This window comes from Sphingomonas sp. MM-1 (assembly GCF_000347675.2).
In the GTDB taxonomy this organism is placed as follows: Bacteria; Pseudomonadota; Alphaproteobacteria; order Sphingomonadales; family Sphingomonadaceae; genus Sphingomonas_E; species Sphingomonas_E fennica.
Genome location: NC_020561.1, coordinates 3,911,214 through 3,929,919, shown reverse-complemented (window position 1 = coordinate 3,929,919; position 18,706 = coordinate 3,911,214). Strand labels below are relative to the sequence as shown.

At 61.8% G+C, this 18,706-nt stretch carries 20 protein-coding genes; 5 read left to right on the top strand and 15 right to left on the bottom strand.

What is annotated here, in order from left to right; genetic code table 11:
- Nucleotides 1-74: 74 nt before the first annotated feature.
- From G432_RS18700 to istA, 3 genes are all read right to left on the bottom strand, one after another.
- On the bottom strand, nucleotides 75-506 hold the full coding sequence (locus tag G432_RS18700; RefSeq protein WP_015460388.1) for a MucR family transcriptional regulator: 432 nt from the start codon (nucleotides 504-506) through the stop codon (nucleotides 75-77).
- A gap of 165 nt (nucleotides 507-671) precedes the next feature.
- The gene (gene istB, locus G432_RS18695; RefSeq protein ID WP_015459191.1) at nucleotides 672-1,400 is read right to left on the bottom strand and encodes an IS21-like element helper ATPase IstB; all 729 of its coding nucleotides are present in this window, start codon (nucleotides 1,398-1,400) and stop codon (nucleotides 672-674) included.
- Nucleotides 1,387-2,901 (bottom strand): IS21 family transposase, encoded by a 1,515-nt coding sequence (istA, locus tag G432_RS18690; RefSeq protein WP_015460387.1) that lies wholly within the window; start codon nucleotides 2,899-2,901, stop codon nucleotides 1,387-1,389. Before istA ends, istB begins: the two co-directional genes overlap by 14 nt.
- Nucleotides 2,902-2,996: 95 nt before the next feature.
- Between istA and G432_RS18685 the strand changes: the two genes are divergently transcribed.
- The 4 genes from G432_RS18685 to G432_RS18670 are packed head-to-tail and all read left to right on the top strand — an operon-like array spanning nucleotide 2,997 to nucleotide 7,336.
- Nucleotides 2,997-4,619 (top strand): TonB-dependent siderophore receptor, encoded by a 1,623-nt coding sequence (locus G432_RS18685; protein ID WP_015460386.1) that lies wholly within the window; start codon nucleotides 2,997-2,999, stop codon nucleotides 4,617-4,619.
- Between the two features lies 1 nt (nucleotide 4,620).
- Nucleotides 4,621-5,016: a cupin domain-containing protein gene (locus tag G432_RS22205; RefSeq protein WP_015460385.1), complete on the top strand. Its 396-nt coding sequence runs from the start codon at nucleotides 4,621-4,623 to the stop codon at nucleotides 5,014-5,016.
- Nucleotides 5,013-6,059 carry a PepSY-associated TM helix domain-containing protein gene (locus tag G432_RS18675; RefSeq protein ID WP_015460384.1) on the top strand — a complete coding sequence of 349 codons (1,047 nt, stop codon included), beginning with the start codon at nucleotides 5,013-5,015 and terminating at the stop codon, nucleotides 6,057-6,059. Before G432_RS22205 ends, G432_RS18675 begins: the two co-directional genes overlap by 4 nt.
- Nucleotides 6,056-7,336: a RhtX/FptX family siderophore transporter gene (locus tag G432_RS18670; protein WP_015460383.1), complete on the top strand. Its 1,281-nt coding sequence runs from the start codon at nucleotides 6,056-6,058 to the stop codon at nucleotides 7,334-7,336. The genes G432_RS18675 and G432_RS18670 overlap by 4 nt, the downstream gene beginning before the upstream one ends.
- A 32-nt stretch (nucleotides 7,337-7,368) precedes the next feature.
- On the opposite strand, the gene G432_RS18665 is transcribed toward G432_RS18670, so the two are convergent.
- The 12 genes from G432_RS18665 to G432_RS18615 all read right to left on the bottom strand — a co-directional run bounded on the left by G432_RS18665 (nucleotide 7,369) and on the right by G432_RS18615 (nucleotide 17,246).
- Entirely contained in the window at nucleotides 7,369-7,701 is a 333-nt protein-coding gene (locus tag G432_RS18665; protein ID WP_202192020.1) for a DoxX family protein, read from the bottom strand.
- Between the two features lie 29 nt (nucleotides 7,702-7,730).
- Entirely contained in the window at nucleotides 7,731-8,660 is a 930-nt protein-coding gene (locus G432_RS24180) for a TolC family protein (RefSeq protein WP_015460381.1), read from the bottom strand.
- Nucleotides 8,657-8,902, bottom strand: a complete 246-nt coding sequence (locus G432_RS18655) for an ABC-three component system middle component 6 (RefSeq protein WP_015460380.1) — start codon at nucleotides 8,900-8,902, stop codon at nucleotides 8,657-8,659. Before G432_RS18655 ends, G432_RS24180 begins: the two co-directional genes overlap by 4 nt.
- Nucleotides 8,899-9,807 (bottom strand): ABC-three component system protein, encoded by a 909-nt coding sequence (locus tag G432_RS18650; RefSeq protein ID WP_015460379.1) that lies wholly within the window; start codon nucleotides 9,805-9,807, stop codon nucleotides 8,899-8,901. Before G432_RS18650 ends, G432_RS18655 begins: the two co-directional genes overlap by 4 nt.
- A 113-nt stretch (nucleotides 9,808-9,920) precedes the next feature.
- The gene (locus G432_RS18645; RefSeq protein WP_015460378.1) at nucleotides 9,921-11,288 is read right to left on the bottom strand and encodes a tyrosine-type recombinase/integrase; all 1,368 of its coding nucleotides are present in this window, start codon (nucleotides 11,286-11,288) and stop codon (nucleotides 9,921-9,923) included.
- Nucleotides 11,289-11,429: 141 nt separating this feature from the next.
- Nucleotides 11,430-13,037 carry a recombinase family protein gene (locus G432_RS18640; RefSeq protein ID WP_015460377.1) on the bottom strand — a complete coding sequence of 536 codons (1,608 nt, stop codon included), beginning with the start codon at nucleotides 13,035-13,037 and terminating at the stop codon, nucleotides 11,430-11,432.
- Nucleotides 13,034-13,339, bottom strand: a complete 306-nt coding sequence (locus G432_RS23410; protein ID WP_144062082.1) for a hypothetical protein — start codon at nucleotides 13,337-13,339, stop codon at nucleotides 13,034-13,036. Before G432_RS23410 ends, G432_RS18640 begins: the two co-directional genes overlap by 4 nt.
- A gap of 209 nt (nucleotides 13,340-13,548) precedes the next feature.
- Nucleotides 13,549-14,019 carry a MarR family winged helix-turn-helix transcriptional regulator gene (locus G432_RS18635; RefSeq protein WP_015460376.1) on the bottom strand — a complete coding sequence of 157 codons (471 nt, stop codon included), beginning with the start codon at nucleotides 14,017-14,019 and terminating at the stop codon, nucleotides 13,549-13,551.
- A 7-nt stretch (nucleotides 14,020-14,026) separates the two neighbouring features.
- On the bottom strand, nucleotides 14,027-14,452 hold the full coding sequence (locus G432_RS18630; protein WP_015460375.1) for an organic hydroperoxide resistance protein: 426 nt from the start codon (nucleotides 14,450-14,452) through the stop codon (nucleotides 14,027-14,029).
- An 82-nt stretch (nucleotides 14,453-14,534) separates the two neighbouring features.
- Nucleotides 14,535-16,058 (bottom strand): type IV secretory system conjugative DNA transfer family protein, encoded by a 1,524-nt coding sequence (locus G432_RS18625; RefSeq protein ID WP_015460374.1) that lies wholly within the window; start codon nucleotides 16,056-16,058, stop codon nucleotides 14,535-14,537.
- 1 nt (nucleotide 16,059) lies between these two features.
- Nucleotides 16,060-16,815: a hypothetical protein gene (locus tag G432_RS18620; protein WP_015460373.1), complete on the bottom strand. Its 756-nt coding sequence runs from the start codon at nucleotides 16,813-16,815 to the stop codon at nucleotides 16,060-16,062.
- A gap of 11 nt (nucleotides 16,816-16,826) precedes the next feature.
- Nucleotides 16,827-17,246, bottom strand: a complete 420-nt coding sequence (locus tag G432_RS18615) for a hypothetical protein (RefSeq protein ID WP_015460372.1) — start codon at nucleotides 17,244-17,246, stop codon at nucleotides 16,827-16,829.
- Nucleotides 17,247-17,394: 148 nt separating this feature from the next.
- Between G432_RS18615 and G432_RS18610 the strand changes: the two genes are divergently transcribed.
- Nucleotides 17,395-18,231, top strand: a complete 837-nt coding sequence (locus G432_RS18610) for a hypothetical protein (RefSeq protein ID WP_015460371.1) — start codon at nucleotides 17,395-17,397, stop codon at nucleotides 18,229-18,231.
- Nucleotides 18,232-18,706: the final 475 nt, after the last annotated feature.

The window sequence follows — 18,706 nt, the reverse complement described above, 5'->3', positions numbered from 1 at the left end:
CTCGGAAGGGCTATCTTGAGGGTGAGGCATTGAGCTGATCGAACGGCGATCCAACCGCTTTCGGCACTCAGAGATTACGAAACGGCAATCCCCAGCTTCCGCCGGGTGCGGCGCGGTGTTTTTTCCTCGCTGCTTGCTGAAATCAGAGCCTGGTCTTTCGCGATCTGGTTGTGGGCAGGCGCAGCGCCCTTCCGTCTTCCGAGGCCGCCCGCCTTGGCGAGTTCGCTGCGCCTAGCTGAGTAAGCCGGCGCCACCATTGGGTAGTCCGCAGGCAGGTTCCACTTTGCGCGATACTGGTCCGGCGTCATGCCATAGGCGGTCATGAGGTGACGCCGGAGCGTCTTCAGCTTCCTGCCATCCTCCAGGCAGACCAGATGGTCAGACTTGACCGACGCGCGCACCGAGACAGCGGGTTGCGGCGCAGGCTCCGTGGTATCGGGCGCGCCCAGGCCAGCGAGGGCGCCATGAACGGATGCGATCAGCTGCGGAACGTCGGCGGCTGTCAATCGGCGTCCAAACGGGACCCCCGATCGGCGCGCAAAAGGGACCCCCTCTCAAGGATGGGGCGACGGTCGAGGAACGCTCCTTGCGCTGCGCGCGGCGTAGGGAGGGCGGAGCCCGACCGGAGACGCGCGCAGCGCAAAGCATCTTAATCCCGGCATGCGGTGGGATCAGTTGCGGTTCTTGAAGCGCCAGCTGTCGTTGCCGGTCTCGATGATGTCGCAATGATGAGTGACGCGATCGAGGAGCGCGGTGGTCATCTTGGGATCGCCGAACACGGTGGGCCATTCCCCGAACGCCAGATTGGTGGTGATGACGACGCTGGTTTGCTCATAAAGTTTGCTGACCAGATGGAATAGCAACTGCCCGCCTGAGCGGGCGAACGGCAGATAGCCAAGCTCGTCCAGAACGACGAGATCGAGCCGGGAGAGCTGGGCGGCAAGCGCGCCACTCTTGCCGATCCGGGCCTCTTCTTCGAGGCGGGTCACCAGATCCACGGTGTTGAAGTAACGCCCCCGCGCCCCGGCGCGGACGACATTGGCGGTGATGGCGATGGCCAGATGGGTTTTGCCGGTGCCTGTGCCGCCGACCAGGACGACATTGCGCCGTGCAGGCAGGAACGCGCCGCTGTGTAGCGAACGGACCAGCGCCTCGTTGATCGGCGTCCCCTCGAAGTGGAAGGCATCGATGTCCTTCACCACCGGCAGCTTGGCGGCTGCCATCCGGTATCGGATCGAGGCTGCGTGGCGATGGGTTGCCTCCGCGCGCAGCAGATCGGTCAGTATCTCCATCGTCGTGCGCTGCCGCTGAAGGCCGGTGGTGACGGCCTCATCGAACGCGCCGGCCATCCCCTTGAGACCGAGCCCGCGCATCGCGTCGATCATGTCATGCCGCTGCATGGAAGTTCCTCAGTTGGTCGTAACGGGCACAGTCTGCGATCGGCGGATGCCGCAGGGCGTTGTCCTCCGAAGTGACGATCGTCAGCGGTCGCGGCGGTTCGCGGCGCCGCGCCAGGATATTGAGGATCAGATCATCGCTCGCCGTGCCGGTCGCCAGCGCCTCCCGCACGGCGGCCTCGACGAGTTCCAGACCGTCGGTCAGCACGGCCGCCAGCACGCGCACGAACCGCCGATCGGCATCATCGCCATTGCCCAGCTTGCGGCGCAACCGAGCCAGTGCTGGCGGCAGCTCCCAGTCCTGGAAAGGGGCGCCGTTGCGCAAAGCGCCGGGCTTGCGGGCCAGCACCGGCAGATAGTGCCAGGGATCATAGATCGTGCGGTTACGCCCGAAGAAGCGGGGATGTTCGGCAACGACCTCATCATCGCATCGGACGACAATGCGGTCGGCATAGGCCCGGACCTGCACCGTGCGTCGTGCCACCGTCGAGAGAACCGAGTATCGGTTGCGATCGAAGCTGATCAGGCAGGTGCCCGACACGCCATGCTCGCTCTCGTTGAAGCCGTCGAACGGCCCCAGCATCGGTTGCAATGCGGGGCGTTCCATCTCCAGCATCTGCGCCACGGTCTGTTCGCCCTGTTCAGGATGCGCCTGCCGTTCGGCCCAGCGCCGGCACTCGGCTTCCAGCCAGCCATTGAGCTCCTCAAGGCTGGCGAACCGCAAACGGGGCTGGAAGAAGCGCCCTCGGATCGTCTGCACCTGGTTCTCGACCTGGCCCTTCTCCCAGCCCGCCGCCGGCGAGCAGGCCGTGGGCTCGACCATATAATGGTCGGCCATGATCAGGAACCGCCGGTTGAACACCCGCTCCTTGCCGGTGAACACGCTCGTCACCGCCGTCTTCATATTATCGTAGATGCCGCGCTTGGGCACGCCACCGAAAAAGGCAAAGCCGCGCGCATGCGCGTCAAACAGCATCTCCTGGCTCTCGCGGGGATAGGCCCGGACATACACCGCCCGCGATGCGCACAGCCGCATATGCGCGACCTTCACCCGCATCGGCTTGCCGTCGATCTCGACATCCTCGTGGCTCCAGTCGAACTGGTAGGCCTCGCCGGGCTGGAACAGCATCGGAATAAAGGCCGTCGTCCCATCGCCGACATTCCTGCGCCGCTCGACCTTCCACCGTGCCGCATAGCGACGCACGGCATCGTAGGAGCCTTCGAAACCCTCACGCACCAAAAGGTCGTGGATACGGGTCATCCGAAGCCGGTCACGTCGGCCCAGCAACTCATTCTCTTCCAGCAGCACATCAAGACGATCCTGAAACGGACCGATCCGCGGTAGCGGCTGAACCTTGCGTCGATAATCAAATGCGCCTTCCGGCGCCCGGATCGCCTTGCGGATCACCTTCCGCGACACATGCAGATCACGCGCGATCGCCTTGATCGCCTTCCCGCCGGCGAACTCTCGCCGGATCCGAACCACTGTCTCCAAAACCAACATCCCGATCTCGCCGCCTGAACATCCAGACGACTGTTTAGGCTATCGAAATGAGGGGTCCCTTTTAGACGCCGATCACCCCGCTAACGGGGTCCTTTTTGCACGCCGATCCACAGGCGGAGGGCGACATCAGCGTTCCGCTGGTCGCATCCGGCGATCTGCGCGCTCGCCTTGTCGGCATCTTCGAGGATCGGGACTATTTCTACGATGAAGGCCATCGGCGCAAATATCTCGCCTATGGCACAATCGAATGGAATCTCGCGCCGCGCACGGTGGTGGCCGCCACGATCAAATGGCAGGACGTCGCCGATGACGGCACGCTGATGGGTGTGCCGCGCTATACGGATGGCGGCGAACTTCCGATCCCGCGCTCGCGCTATCCCGGCGCGCCCTGGTCGAGCCGCAACTGGAACAATGTGCAGATGTTCGCGGAGCTACGCCATGAGTTCGGCGGCGACTGGGAAGCCAAGGTCGCCGTGAGCCGCATCTCCGGCGACAGCGACATGACCTATGCCAGCGCGATGGGCGCGGTGGATCGTGCGACCGGCATGGGACCGATCCTTTATGGCGGGGCCTATGATTTCAGGAATCGCGAGACCGATCTCGACGGCTATGTCTCGGGCGGCTTCGACCTGCTCGGCCGTCGACACCAGATTTTGGCCGGGGCCAATTACTGGGACGGCCACACCAGGCAGATTTCCTACAACCTGCCGGGGCTGATGCAGCCCGTCGACCTTTTCTCCGACACGCCCGTCACCACGCCGGAGCCGACGACGCAAAGCTGGGGCGGCGAGCAGACGACGGATACCACCCAATATGGCGGCTATGCGGTGCTTCGCCTGAGTCTCGCCGAGCCCCTGACGCTGATCGCGGGCGGGCGGCTCAGCTGGTGGCGTACGGAGACGGTTCGCCGCGCCACGATCGGCGGGCCGCAGACGCCCACCGGCAAATACCGGATCAACCGCGAGTTCACACCTTATGGCGGTCTCGTCTGGAAGGTGGGCGGCCCTTTCTCGCTTTATGCGAGCTATGCCTCGATCTTCACACCGCAGAACAACCTGACTTACGACGGCGAGGTGCTCGATCCGATGACCGGCAGCAATATCGAGGCCGGCATCAAGGGTGAATGGTTCGGCGGAAAACTCAACGCATCGCTCGCCGCCTTCCGTATCCGGCAGAACAACCGGGCACAGCTCGACCCCGATCATCCCTGCATGCCCGGATCGGTATGCGCCTATATCGCCGACGGCAAGGTGGAGAGCAAAGGCTTCGATGCCGAGGTCCAGGGCGACCTGACAGAGGGCTGGTCCATCCAGGCCGGCTATACTTATGTCGACACCGAAAATCTGCGGGACCGCACCGCCACCGGCGTGCCCAGCGGTAACGAGGGCCAGCCGTTCTCCAGCTTCACGCCAAAACATATGGTGAAGCTGTGGACCCATTATCGACCGCCCGTGCTCGACGGAAAGCTCGGACTCGGCGCTGGGGTCAACTGGCAGAGCAGCTTCTACAGCCAGCAGGGCGCCGTTCGCATGACGCAGGGCAGCTATGCCGTGGTCAATTTGCGCGCCGATTATGCCATCACGCCACGGATCGACGTCGGGCTCAACGCCAACAACCTGTTCGACAAGCGCTATTTCGCGTCGATCGGCGGCACCAGCTGGAACAACTGGTATGGTGAGCCGCGCAGCGTCATGGCCACGCTCCGCGCGCGCTACTGACATGGGCGTCACCCTGTTCGATCCGCTGGGCACGCTCGTCCGGCTCGATGTCGACGGCCGTGCCGATGCCTTGCCGCGCTCGCCGGACGCCTGGCGGCAGGTCAATCGGGCGAAAGCCTCGCGCGTTCTGGGCATGAGCGAACCGAAACGGCCCGAGGACCTGCATCCGGACAACTGGGAAATGCATCCCGACGGCGACGAGATCCTGCATCTCGTCGAAGGCGATATCGATCTCGTCGTCGAGGATGAAAGCGGCGAAATCCTGCTGCCGCTCGCGCGCGGACAGAGCTGCGTGGTCGAGCGTGGGACCTGGCACCGCCTCCTGCTGCGCGCGCCCTCACGGCTGATGTTCCTGACCCCGGCCGGCGGCACGCGCATGCGTCCGCATGAAGTATGAAAACGCGCATCCTGCTCTGGAAGCTGCACCGATGGATCGGGCTCGCCTGCGCCATGCCGTTTGCGCTCCTGGCCGTCACGGGACTTGGCCTGCTCATCTGTCATGCGACCGAAACGGCCGCGGGACCACGGCTTGATCGTCCCGTTACCACTCTGGCCGGAGTCGATGTGGCGATTTCAGCGCTTCGGGCGCGCTACGGCGATACCTCACTGGGCCTGATCCTCCCCGCACCCGATCCCCGTCATGCATGGCAGGCATCGGTGCATGCGGCGGATGGCGAGCCCCTCACCGTCGCCCTCGATCCGCAATCGGGACAGATATTTCCGCCGGTGCCTGCCGGATCGGCGGCGCGGGACATCCTGCTCGCCGTTCATAACAGCCTGTTGCTCGGATTGGGCGGGAAGGCCATCGCGCTTCTGACGGCCATCGCACTCATCATGCTTGCGATCAGCGGGTTTGCGATCATGCGTCGACGTTTGCGGACGTTGACGAGCGCGCCCTGGCATAGCCCCTCGCCCCTGGCCGGACTGCACAAATGGACGGGGCTGGTCGTGATGATCTTTCTGTTTCTCTCCGCGAGCAGCGGCTTCCTGTTGCTCGGGTTCAAGACACTCGGCGAATTCAGCCGGCCCGGTCGACCAAACACGGCAATGGCGCGACCGATATCCGACGTCCCCCGGGCGCCGCTACGGCCTATGCTGGAATCCGCGCTGAACGCACATCCGGGTGCCGAGCTTCTGGGCATCATGCCCGGACACGGCGCCGAGCCGGTGGCAGTGATGCTCCTCGTTCGCGACGCCGCTCCCTGGGGCAAGTCGGTGACCGTGCGTTTCGACGGCCAGTCCGGCGTGATGGCTCCAGCACGGCCTGTTCCGGCCTTCATGAAGCTGATGATCGCTGCAAAATCCCTGCACACCGGCCTGTGGGACAGGTCCGTGATGCTTGGCCTCTATCTGCTCGCCGCCACGCTGTGCGTGATCCTTCTCGTAACCGGTCCATGGCTCTGGTGGCAGCGAGGCCCAACGAAAAGGCATGCTCGATGAACGCCGCCTCCTATTTCCACAATTATCGGCTTCTCGCGACGGTCGGCGCGCTCTATGTCGCGCAGGGCATCCCGCTGGGACTTGCCATGGAAACGTTGCCGACGCTGCTGCGGCGGGATGGCGTGTCGTTGACAGGGATAGCCTTCCTGCCGTTGGTCGGCCTGCCCTGGATCGTGAAATTCCTGTGGGCGCCCTTCGTCGACAATCACTGGTCCAGACGGATCGGCAAGCGGCGCAGCTGGATCATTCCGATGCAGGCGACCGTGTTCCTCTGCCTCGCGGCGGTGGCGATACTGGGTATCGGCGAAGCGACCACGCCCATTGCGATCGCACTGTTCGCGCTGGCCTCGCTGGCGTCGGCGACGCAGGACACGGCAACCGACGGTCTTGGCGCCGAGAATTTCGAGGGCGCGATGTTGGTTCGCGCCAATGCGGTGCAGGTCGGCGGCACCATGATCGGGTTCTTCATCGGCGGCGCCGGGTGCCTGATCCTCGCCGGAATGCTGGGCAGGCAAGCGGCATTGGCGGCCATGGCACTGATCGTCCTTTCGGGCCTTGTGCTGATACTCCTGTGGCGGGAGCCGGCACCAGCGGCGCAATCAACCACCAGGCCGGAACACGCCAGTCTGTCACGCTTCGTCCGGCGGCCGGGAGCAGTTTCCGTGCTGGCTATTGCCTTGCTGACGGCCGTAACAGCGAGCTCCGTCTTTGGTTTGTCCAAGCTCTTCCTGATCGATAGAGGCTGGGCGCTGGAAGCCATCGGCCAAATCGGCATGATCGGCGGGGTCGTGACAGTGGTCGTTGGATGCGGCGGAGGGGCGTGGCTCGTGCGCCGGATGGGCATCGCGCGCGTCCTGCTGCTCAGTCTTGGGCTGTCCTGCGCAGGCGCATGCCTCTGGATCATGCAGGCATCAGCCATTCTGCCGGTCGAAAGGCATATCGCTCTTGTCGCCATCCTGCTGGGTTCGGCTGGCAGCGGGGGCGCATCGGTCGCCGCAATGACCCTCGCAATGCGCTTCGCCGCAAGGGCAAGGCAAGCCGGGACCGACATGACAGTCGTACAAAGCAGCCGCGATCTGGGTGAGATCGGAACCTCCGCCACTGTCACCGCCATTGCCGGGGTGGCGGGATATTCCAGCGGGTTTGCTTTCAGCATTGTCGCCGCGATCGCCGCCGTTTTCGTTATATTGTCCTTCAGGCGTAACGACGCGCTTCGGCAGCTTGCCGATGAAGCATCAGATGGGGAAGAGTGGTCACCCCGGCTTAACCCGGATTGACGACGGCAGTGTGATGACCGCAGCCTCGCCGCTCATCTGCTTCTATTCCGCCTCAAAGCGAGGGAAAGGCCGAGAACGGCGAGCGACACTGCGAACACCACGGCAGGCGCGACAGCATGGCCGTAATCCGCATTCACCAAGGTCGTGAGCGTCGCGGCCGCCATGACCACGGCTCCGAGCGCGGCGCCGAACGCGCGGGTGGCGGACCGTATCAGCAATATGCCGGCGGTCAGTTCCAGCGCGGCCGTGACGTAATGGAACCAGTCCGGATAGCCCCAGGCCGCATAGGCGGCGGCATATTCTTCGGAGATGAAGGCGTTGCCATAGGCCCCGAACAGGAAAAACGCCGCCAGCGGCCACGCCAATATCGTCGATAACAGGGGAAGAGCCTTGTTCACTTTGCCGACCTTTCGGAAAGATGTGCGCCGTCGATTGACCAGCCGCCGCCGAGCGCCTTGAACAAATCGACCCGCGCCAGGGACAATTGCCGCAGGGACGCTGCGTGGGAGGCTCGCGCGGCCAGCAGGTCGGACTGGGCAACCAGCACGTCCAGCCAGCCGATCGAACCGGCGCGATAGCGCCTGTCGGCAAGCTCGTAAGCCCGCGCCGATCGGTCCTGCGCCTCGCGCAGCGCGGCCAGCCGACGCTGTTCGGTCGCGCCGTCCTTCGCTGCCTTCCGCAACTCGCCCATCGCGCGCTCGCGCGTCCGAACTTCCTGAAATTGCTGCGGGACGGCCGCATCCAGGCCCAGCAGGAAGCTGATGGCGACCTGCTGGTCCCATCCTTGCTGCTTGGATGATTGCTGGGTTGGCGACAGGAAACCATCGCTGTTCTGTCGGCGCACGAAATAGGAAAACAGGGAACGAAACGAGGGCCGGTAACGGACGTTCTCGTCTCCATCGGAATCGGCGTTTAGGCCGAACATCAACGCCCCGAGGACACTCCGCCAGTTCTCGTTGCTGATGATCTGGTCGCCAGTTTTCACGTCCAGCGACGGCGGGATGGGCCAGCTTGCAGCGTCGCCCTGGATCACGACGCGCGATGGCTTGGCTCCGGAGCGGGCCACGTCGACGAGGGTGGTGCCAACGTCGACCCTCGCCTCGAATGTGTGCCCCACCAAAGCACTGGATCGAAAGATGCTGTCCTTCCCGGCATTCGCCCCGAACAGAAAGTGGATCAGCTCGACGAGACTGGTCTTGCCCGCTCCGTTGCGCGATTGCCGATCAGTCGCCCCGGCGCTCTTGTCCGCGAGCAGGATATTAAGGCCGGGACGGAAGGTTAGGCTCTTGAACGTCGGAAGATCACTGCTGAGGCCGTGGATCATGACGCGGTCTTCTGGAGCAGGCCGCGATCGAAATGCACGGCTTTCACCATGAACAGCAGATCGAGAGCCAGCACGAACCAGTCATAGCTGATCGGTGCGGACACCGCCCGATCGGCCCGCGCCGACCTGATCTCATCCCACAACCGCGACACTGTCATCGGCTCGCGCAGACAGCCAAGTACGTCGGCGCCAACCGCGAGAAGCGCCCGATCCGGACGGATATGTTTGGTCGGCAGTATCATGTCACATCGACTCGAATCACATCCTCGAAAATGTCGCAACGCTCAAAAAAATAGGACAGCACGGCAAGAACCGCGCCTTGCCGGGCCGGTTCTCCCGTCATCCCGCCGGCAAACGCTTGAAGCTCGCCGAAGATTTCGTCTGCCGGCAAGCCGGCACCCTTGAGCGCCTGATAGCGCAGTCGGAAGCCCTGCGCGATCTCTTCTCCAAAATCAGGGTCGGGCCATGCCGCGAAGAACGCCTCGACCAGTTGTTCCCGCCGCCGGCCCTGCCGGAGCAGCCCGGCAGCATCCTGCGACAACGCATTGTAATCGAGTTTGGCAGCCGACGGAGCGGCCAGCGGTGGATGGGTGTCTGGCTCCTTGCGTTGAATTGCGAGCAGGACCGGCCGCAAAGCAGCAAAGTCTAGTCGTTCCAACGTCCGATCTGACGGGACAGCTCCGAAAAGATCTTCGAGCTGGTGAAGGGCCAAGCTCATCACGATGGCACGCAATTCCGCTTCGCCGCAGACCGCGAGGACCACGTTCGGGTTCGCCGTCCCTAAATCGGCCAGTTTCTGGACCGCTTGAGCAGCAAGGCCCCGCTGATCGTTGTGGACGAACTCCCACCGCTGCATCCTCGCAGCCCAGTGCTGAATGGCGCCATTGAAGTCTTCGTCAATCTTCGCGAGGAGTGGATCGACTCTCATGGCATCCGGCGCGTAGCATTGGAAAACCGTTCCATCGCTGGCCCGATAGCCGTCACATTTCAAATCGCCGCGCGGACCGTAGGGGCGAACTGGCTGGAAATCGCCGGGGTGGGCGTGGGCCATGATACGGGCGAACAGCGTTTCAAACGCCTTACCCCGCTCCCGCAAGAAGGCATTCTCAAACTTCAGCCCGTACCCAAAGCGTTGCGTGTTATCCAAAACATCCCCCCGTCACCGCCATAGCCGTCCACGGCGCGGTCGATCAATTCGAATTGCAGTCGACCAGACTGGCTATGTGTCGCCGTCCATACTGCGCCTGCAGAAATCGAGCCTCAGGCCGCCATCTGCGCCGCTGCCGCATCATTCGCACCGAACGCATTCTCCCCATCGTCAAACCCGAGGAATCGCGACAGCGCAGCTTGCCGCGACTGGCGATCGAGCGCGTAGGACGTGTGCTTGAACGCCATGCCGTGCAGCAAGCCCTGAATGTAGCCCGAGATCGTATCGGCCGCCATGATGAGCGCGGTGTCGAGCGTGTGGATGTATTTACTCGTCACGCTGTGGCGCGAGTGCCCAACGATCGCGGAGATTGTCGCCTCGGTGAAACCGAGATCATTGCCAAGGCTGGCGAAGCTGTGGCGCAGGACATGGGGCGTCATCCATTCCAGCTCGGTGCCCTTGAAGATCGCCTTCCACTGGCGCGGAAAACCGCCGAATGCCTGATCGTGCTTTCGAATTCCTGGGAACACGAAAGTCTGTTCTTCAACCGGGCGCAGGCTCTCAAGCCTTTCCACGACGCACAGGCCAATCGGGCGAACCGACGCGCCCTCCTTGCTGTCGTTGAGCCGCAGGCAGCTACTATCCGCATCGAACTCGCTCCATTCCAGACCGATGATCTCGCTGCGCCGCGCTCCGGTCAGGGCGATATTGCGAGCGATCTCTACCGTCATGGCGTAGTTGGGATTCCGCCCAGCTTCTTCGAGTATCTCGCCGAAGATTCGATATTCGGCTTCGGTCAGGCGCCGGGTTCGGACCTGGTCTTTCGGTTTCTTCACACCGGCGGCAGGGTTGACGTCGATGATCCCCGCGTCCTTCGCATAGGTCAGGATACCACCGAGCAGACCGACCGTGCGGTTCGCCGTACCGGCCCCGCCCTTGACGATAGAACGGCCACGCAAATTCTTGGTCTTCACGTTTCGCCGGGTCTTACCCGCCATCACATCTTTCAGAACCTTGGTGACGTCGGCCTTGGTCAGATCCTTTACCCGGCGCGTCCCGATCAACGGTACGATATGGCGGAGGATGCGCCCCTTGTCGGAAACGATGGTTCCTGGGCGCTTGGGCCGACCGCCTTTGCCAAGGATCAGACCGGACTCCAGATCCTTGAGATAGAGGTCGCAAAGCTCCTTGACCGTGATTGCCTTATGGTCGAGCTGCCGTTCCTCGGCGGGATTCTCGCCCTGCGCGATGCGCCCCAGAAGCACCTTCGCTTCCTTGCGAGCAAGCTCGGGCGTCCACACGCCATGCAATCCAATCGTGAACCGGCGCGTCCGCCCGAGGGCGCGATACTGGACGAGATAGCTGCGCTTTCCTGATGCGAAGACCCTCAGCCCAAAGCCGGGCAGTTCATCGTCCCAAAGAAAATAGTCCTTTTCCTGGGTCGGTGCGGCATCCACATTGCGCTTGTTGATCTTTGCCATTGCGACGAATCTCCGGCATCTGGTCCTGCTTCCGCGGAAGCACCACGGAAGCAGGTGGGAGCGAACTCCCGGTTAGAATAGCGTACCCACGGCGTATCCTAACTGTAGAAAAAGCTAATGAATATAGAGCATTAGCGCGTATCAGCGTAGATCAAGGTAGATTAGGGAGCCGTGGCGTGGCCCCTGTTTTAATTCTCCGAAGGCAGAGGCCAGAGGTTCGAATCCTCTCGGGTGCACCATCTCCTTTTTAGAGCCGGAAATTTCCTCTAAAGCCTTGAATGGCAAGGAGATTTCGGGAGTTTGAAAGCCTGTTTTCCGGTCATATGTAAGGTGGCCGGTAAAGACCAGTTTCAGCATGGCACGGCGATCCTCTAGCTCGCCGGTTTCCCAAAGATTCCAAGGGTTTGCGAGAAACGCCATCGAAGTTTGAAAAACATCATCATAGTCACGCGCAGGCGTGCCGCATTTGGTGATTTTTTCGGCCAGAATCAGCTTCTCGCGTTCCAGTTCACCAACCTTGTTTTCATAGGCGCTAACCACCGTGGGGTTTTCGGCTTCCACGATGCGGTCGAGGAACTGGCCGATCTTCTTTTCCACAGCAACGGTTTCCAGCTTGAGCGCCGCACGCTGTTCCTTCGTTTCCTTGGCGCGGCGATCCCACAGATTGCGGAACACGGTGGAAGCGAGGTGAACCAACTCCCGTGAGGGCGTGAGCGAGCGGATCAGGGATTCCAGCCCGCCTTCGACCTTTGCCCTAGCGATGGACTTGCCTTTGCTGCTGCATTCATGCTGGCGGCACATATAGTAAGCGTAGCGCCCACCAACGCCCTTGGCCCAAGTGGCGGTCATGGGATGGTTGCAGTCGCCACAGGCAACGAAGCCGCGCAGCGGGAAATCGGCGTTAATGTCCTTGCGGGAAGGGGCGCGAGCTTTCCCGGTCAAGCGATCCTGAATGAGATCGAAGGTTTCCAGCGAGATCAGCCCTTCATGCCGCGCCTCGCGCAGCGCCAGCTTCCAGCGCGGCACTTCGAGATAGCCCGCGTAAAGCGGCTGGGTCAGGACTTGATGAACGCGCTCATTCGATACCAGCCCGCGCCGATCCTTGGGGAACAGCGGGTTGGACTCAAAGAAGCGTTTGACTTCCGCTTGAGAGTCGAAGCGCCCGGAGGCGTAGCCTTCCAGCCCTTCCTTGATGATCGACGCCATCGGCTCGACGCGGACGAGCGCCTTGCCGCCGCCCGCCGCCTTTTCGTAGCGATAGCCCAAGGGAGCCTGAAACACCCAATAGCCGTTCATGGCGCGTCCGCGCATCCGGTTCAGGGTCTGTTCGGCGTTCTTGCGGCGATGCTCGCCCGCAAAGGCCGCTTCGATGATTTCCAGAAGATCGTCGTCGGGATCGTCCGCGAACTCGCGCTTGGGCGACACCAGCTTGCCGCCCGCCGTCGCTATGGCGTCGCGGATAGCGTAGTGCGTCCGCAGCGACCGGGCGAGGCGGTTCAGGTCGTCAACAATGACGATGGTTTGCCCCTTGCTGCCTTTCAGGAAGGCCAGCAATTCCTTCATACCGGCGCGATTGGCCGACTTGCCGGTGAAGTCGTCGCGGAACACCTTGACGACCTCATAGCCCATGCGGTCGGCATATTCGCGGCCAATGGTTTCCTGACTGCCAAGGCCATCGCCGCGAATCTTCTGTTTCGCGTCCGAAACGCGGCAGTAGATAACGGCCCTTTGTCTGATGTCGCGTGTCATGGCGCGTCTGGCTCCTGAAAGCTGGAATCGATTTTGACGCCATTGTTCTTGGCGTCAACAATCTGATTTTCTGGATTATTTCCAACCCTAGCACGCTCAAACGCAGCATGGAAGCGGCTTTTACTGGCCGATTGCAAAGTTATTTGGTCGGTTTGGACACCGTAAGCCTGATCGACAAAGTAAGACATGATCGAATGAACAATATTTATCAGTTCATCCTTTTGATGAATCGACGCATCAATGCTATCAACGCATTGACGATATCGCTCCATATCTTGTGTCGAAATCAGCGACACGGCCATCCCTCTGCTGCATGTGCAGCACCTCACAATCGAGGCGCGGGGATTTAATTAAGTCATCTCCTTCTTTACATTGGGAGAAACCAAGCAACTCTCTCCGGGGCACAAATATTGTAAGGTATCAAAATTACGTTTCTCTATAATATAATTATATTATCAACACTTGCGACATTGCAAATGTTGATACTTTGCTTGATCGCAAGGCGAGGTTATTATTTCTTTGGCATCCTCCCGGCGCGATGGTGCGATAGCATCGCAACGAGTTCTTTCACACCCTCGCGTAGCTGGTCGATTCCTTCGGGTTGATAGCCATTGGCCAGAACTTCCGGCACATGCACAGCGCGTTCACGTAGTGCGCGCCCCATGTCCGTGAGCGTTACGAGCACCCGACGTTCATCGGCAGGGTCACGCTCGCGCTTGACCAATCCGGCGGTTTCCATCCGCTTCAACAGTGGCGTGAGCGTGCCGCTATCAAGGTAAAGCCGCGCGCCAAGCGCGCCGACAGTCTGGGGTTCAGCTTCCCACAGAACAAGCATGACGAGATACTGCGGATAGGTGAGGCCAAGGCCCGATAGAATCGGGCCGTAGAGGCGGGTCAGAAGATTGGTGGCGGCGTAGAGCGGAAAGCACACCTGCCGGTCCAGCAGGAGCGGGTCATCGTCTCTGTTCTGCGTCGCCACCATCTTATCCTTACCGGGTCGAGATATTCAGCTTAACATCGACATTGCCCTTTACCGCATTGGAATAAGGGCAGACGGCGTGAGCCGCATGAACGATCTCCTCGGCCGTCGCCTGATCGAAACCTTCCAGCACGACATCGAGCGTCACGTCGAGATTGAAGCCGCCTTGTCCGTTCGGCAGGAGGCCGACCTCACCCGCCACCTCGATCTGATCGTCGCGCACCTTGTCGGCGCGCGCGCGGGTGACGTGGATCACGGCATTCTCGAAGCAGGCGGCATAACCAGCGGCAAAAAGCTGCTCCGGGTTTGTCGCGCCGCCCTTGCCGCCGAGTTCCTTCGGCAAGGCAAGCGCCAGATCGAGAAGACCGTCATCGCTGCGGATGGTGCCGGAACGGCCTCCAATCGCGGTGACTTTGGTGGTGTAAAGATGGCTCATGGGGTTCTCCTTTTATGGGATTGAAGCCGTCAAGGCTGGTAAGGAGGCATATATATTGTGCACAATATAATTTCAAGCAATCTTATGTTCCCTTGTGCAGATCACGCACATCGCCAATCTGATGCTTCCACGGATCGACCGCGTAGAACGGCAGGCGGTCACAGACGAACAAGGGCGGCACCCCGGCCACCTTGATAATCTGCCTGCCCGCGCCAACGGCGCGAATATCCTCTGATTGCAGCACCGGGCGGCGAGCCTCGTTGCGGTTGGCACCGGCGCTTTCCACCGCGCCGCCGCCCACGTTCATCCCTTGGGTGACGATGGTGCGGTTGCCCGACCATTTCTCAACATCGCGCAGCAAGTCCGGGTCTTCAACGCCGGTCAAGGTGAAGGCCATTGCCTGATCCTCAAACTCTTTGACCGCTTCCCGCGACCAGCGCGATTCCATCGAAAAGCGGCCTTGGCTGAATATCCAAAGCTGGATGCCCCGGCCACGATACAGGCGCAGCGCCTTGAGGATCGCGGGCGCTGGGGGAAGCTGGGGGAACTCATCGAGGATGAAGCAGGTCCGCAATTCGCCCGGTTCGCGGGCGATAGCCTCAATCGCATAGTTGACGATCAGGCTGATCCACGGCGCTATGACGCCCAGCTTTTCGCTGGGCGTGATGAGATAGACCGTATGCGGCTCATGCTTGAGGCGGGCGAAGTCGAAGCCGTGGGAGCGCGTGGCGCGTTCCAGCGTCTTGCCCGGTTCAAACGGGTTCAGGGCTTCGATGCCTTCGGACTTATACGCCTCAAACTGTTTGGGCGCGTCAACCAAGGTCGCCCGCAGCGCCCCGGCGCGGCGGGCGATGCCTTCGATCCCACAGGTTTCCATCATGGCGAAGGCTTGATCCATATCTTCGGACGAGGCGTTCACGAACCGCCACAGGCCGCCGAGATTGCATTGGTCAGGTTCACAGTGCGCCAGATATTCCATCCGGGTTGCGAGCAGGCGCAAAGCGCCTTTCCGCACCCAGCTATTCCCGCCGTCCTTTGGGCTGGGTGGCAGCAGGATTTGCGCGATTTCATCGGCCTGCGTGTCGATTTCTCCACCGCCCTGCACAATGTCCACCAGCGTTTGCAGCGGGTTTATCGGCGTGTCCGGCAGGCCGAGCAACCCGAACGGGTTGAGGTAGATGCAGGGCTGGCCGAGCGTTTCCGAGCGGTGGCGATAACTGGCAAAGCAGTTCTCGCCATCCTTCACGTCCACGACCAGCAAGGAGCGGTCGCGGACATGGGCGAGATTGGGAAGAATCCAATCCCGCCCCTTGCCGGAACCGGCGCGGGCGTAACTCAACATTTGACCATCACCGGCGAAGAACAGGGCGCGGCCATCGAGCGCACCGAGAAACAGGCCGTTCGCATCGAGCAGCCCGGCCTTGTCCGCGTCATACAGATCGGCCAGCCGACCGTTGCCATACTTCCCCGAAGGGGCAGCGGTCGCCATGACCTGTTGCTGATAGGCGGCATGAGCGCGAGATTCATTCTCGCGCTCGCGTCGGTCGGCATCCTGCGCCATGCTTAAAAGCCGCATGGCCCAGCTTGCCAAGGTTTCCAGCCGCATGTCAGTTCTGCCCTTCCGGGCGGTCGCGGCTGATATGCGGCGGCGGCGGGATCACGATGGGCTTGATCGCGCCAAGATCGGCCCGCACCTGTTCGGGTGACGGCAGGCCGGTATCCCAGCCCGCAACGTCGATAGTGACGCCCTGCTGGATCGAGGCGTCCAGCTTGTCGCGCAGCCGACCGGAAACATCGTTGGCATAATCGTCGATCTTGTCCGCCGCGTCCGGCAAGAACGGGCGCACTATGTCAGCCAGCAATTGCGCCATGCTGACAACCTTGGTGCTGCCCGCCTGCTGCTGTTGCTTCTGCATCAGCACGACATGCACATAATCCTGCTGGATGCGGGCGGTCGCGTCCGAGAACAGCCGCGCCCGTTCATAGGTCGCCTGATAGTTGGCGATCACGGCCTGCATTTGCCCCTGATAGCCGACCTGTTGCTGGGCTATGCTGATCTGGGCCTGCTGCATCCAAGCGTCATACTTGGCCTGCGTTTCGAGTTCATGGGCGCGGATTTCCGCCTGATACCGCCCCTGATAGCCGCCCATCATCGCGGACGGCTTATAGTCGGCAGGCGCGAGCGTTTCCGTGCCGAACAGGGCAAGCGCCAGCAGCACCATGCCGAAGAACATATAGAAGCCCGCCGAGAATATCTTGCCGATACGCGGGGGCGCGATGGGCGGCTGGGGCTGATAGACCGGAACCGGTGGCGGCGCGTCCTGCTGCTGGGCGGCTCCATCGGTGCCATAGCTGATCTTCATGAGATTTCCTTTCAGCGAAACAGGTGCCGCGCCACTTCCGGGCGGCTGACAGTGAGGGCGAGAACGAGCAGGCGCAGGCGCGGCCATGTCCGGCGTTGCGCCGACTGGCGCGGCGCACGTGATCCGAAGCGCAGGAGGTCGGACATCCAGCGATTGTCGATGTCGGTGAACACGTCATCGACATCCGGCAGGATGAAGGGGCGACCATTGGGCCAGACGAACGCGCCATCGAAGCGGCAAAAGCTGTCCGCGATCCAGTCCATCAGCTTGCGCCGCGACAGGCCGAGTTCGCTCAGTGCCATGCCAAGGCGCTGCACCAGCACCGGCGAAGCAAGCTGATCGTCGGTCGGCACGATGATGCAGACGCCACGATGGTTGTCATTGGCAGAGAAGAAGGGCGGCGAACCGCCCGGCGCGAAGCGGTCGGGCATGGGGGACTCCTGCTTTCCGCGCACCGAAATGGGCGGCGGTTGCAGGGAGTTTCGCGGGAGGAACCCGATCCCTCACGGTGTTCGTTCCGGCCTTGTTTTCCGTTGTCGCCGCTTGACGCCGCTCATTTGCCGCCTGAAAAAGCGGTATATGAGCGGTAAGAACAGAAACGAGATTCCAGACTATACGGACACGGCGGAGATGCGGGAGGCATTGCGCCGGGCGTCGAAGCAGTTGAGCGCCAGAAAGCGAATGTCCTACCGGGAGCAGCGGGAGGCGATTGCGGACGTGGCGGCGGGTAGCAATGATGTTGTCAACGACTTCGCCGCCGGAAAGACCCAGCGCCACAACGACGACAGGTTCCTTCCCGCGCTATGGGATATGATCGCTGCCCGGCATCCCGCCATGCTGACAGAAACATGGCGAGCCGTTCGCATCGAGCAGTTAATCGGGAGCGATTCCCTAACCAACGCCCTGCATGATTTCTTCCTGCCGGGCATGGTGCTGGACAGGAATCGCCTTGCACAGTTGCAAGGTCATTACGCAGCGTTCGCACCTTTCTTTCTGAATGAGCACGACGTTGCCCTGATGGCGCTGGAATGCGGCGTCGATGACAATCCCGGCACTTTTGCTCTTGAGATGCACTATCGGGATAGGGCGAAGCGTGACCGGCGCGACCGTATCGAAGGCCGGATTATTCCTGCCGGGGAGAATGTCCTGTTTGTCGGTCAGATCACAGGTCAGCAAACGCCCTACATCTTCACCTTGTCAGGGTTCCCCATCGCGGACGGCAGGATCGAGCGAAGCGAAGGTGTGGTGCTGGTCGGATCACGTGGGGAGCGGGCAAGCAGCTATCCCATCGTTATCCTTTGCCGGGATGAGCCAGCAGAGCCGCGTGTGATTTCCGCCGATGATGCTGCCGAGCGAATCCCTGAATGGGAGGCCGTCGCGCCGGTGTTTGCGCATGGCATTGTCCGCTGGGAATAGCAGGCGTCCAGCCATTTTTCTGCGTTAGTAACCTACGCAAGATGTGCGTGGTAATACCACGCCTATCTTGGCAAGGGGCACCCGCTGCGCGTTCCCCGTTGCATCCCCTCCGGCTATCCGGCCTTCACAAACTCCCCCGTTCCCACCCAGCATCGTGACCAGGCTGACGCTTGGTCACACGCTTAGGGTCAGGGGGAGAATGTTCAGGCCGGAACAACGACTGGCCGTTGCATCACCAGTCAGGGCGCGTTCCTGCTCCCCGACACCCCATGACCAAGGGGCGCAATCGCCGCCCCTCTGGACACCCTCGACCAACCCTGTGCGGATTGGATGCCACCACGTTCGCCGTGGAGACGACCACAGGGCGTTCCTGCCCCTTGGAGCCCTTCCTCCGCCCTCCACCTATTGGGAAGCGAGATAGAGTCGAAAATACCTTGGCGATCATCCCAATGTGGAAAAGCGCCGGTTCCGACTT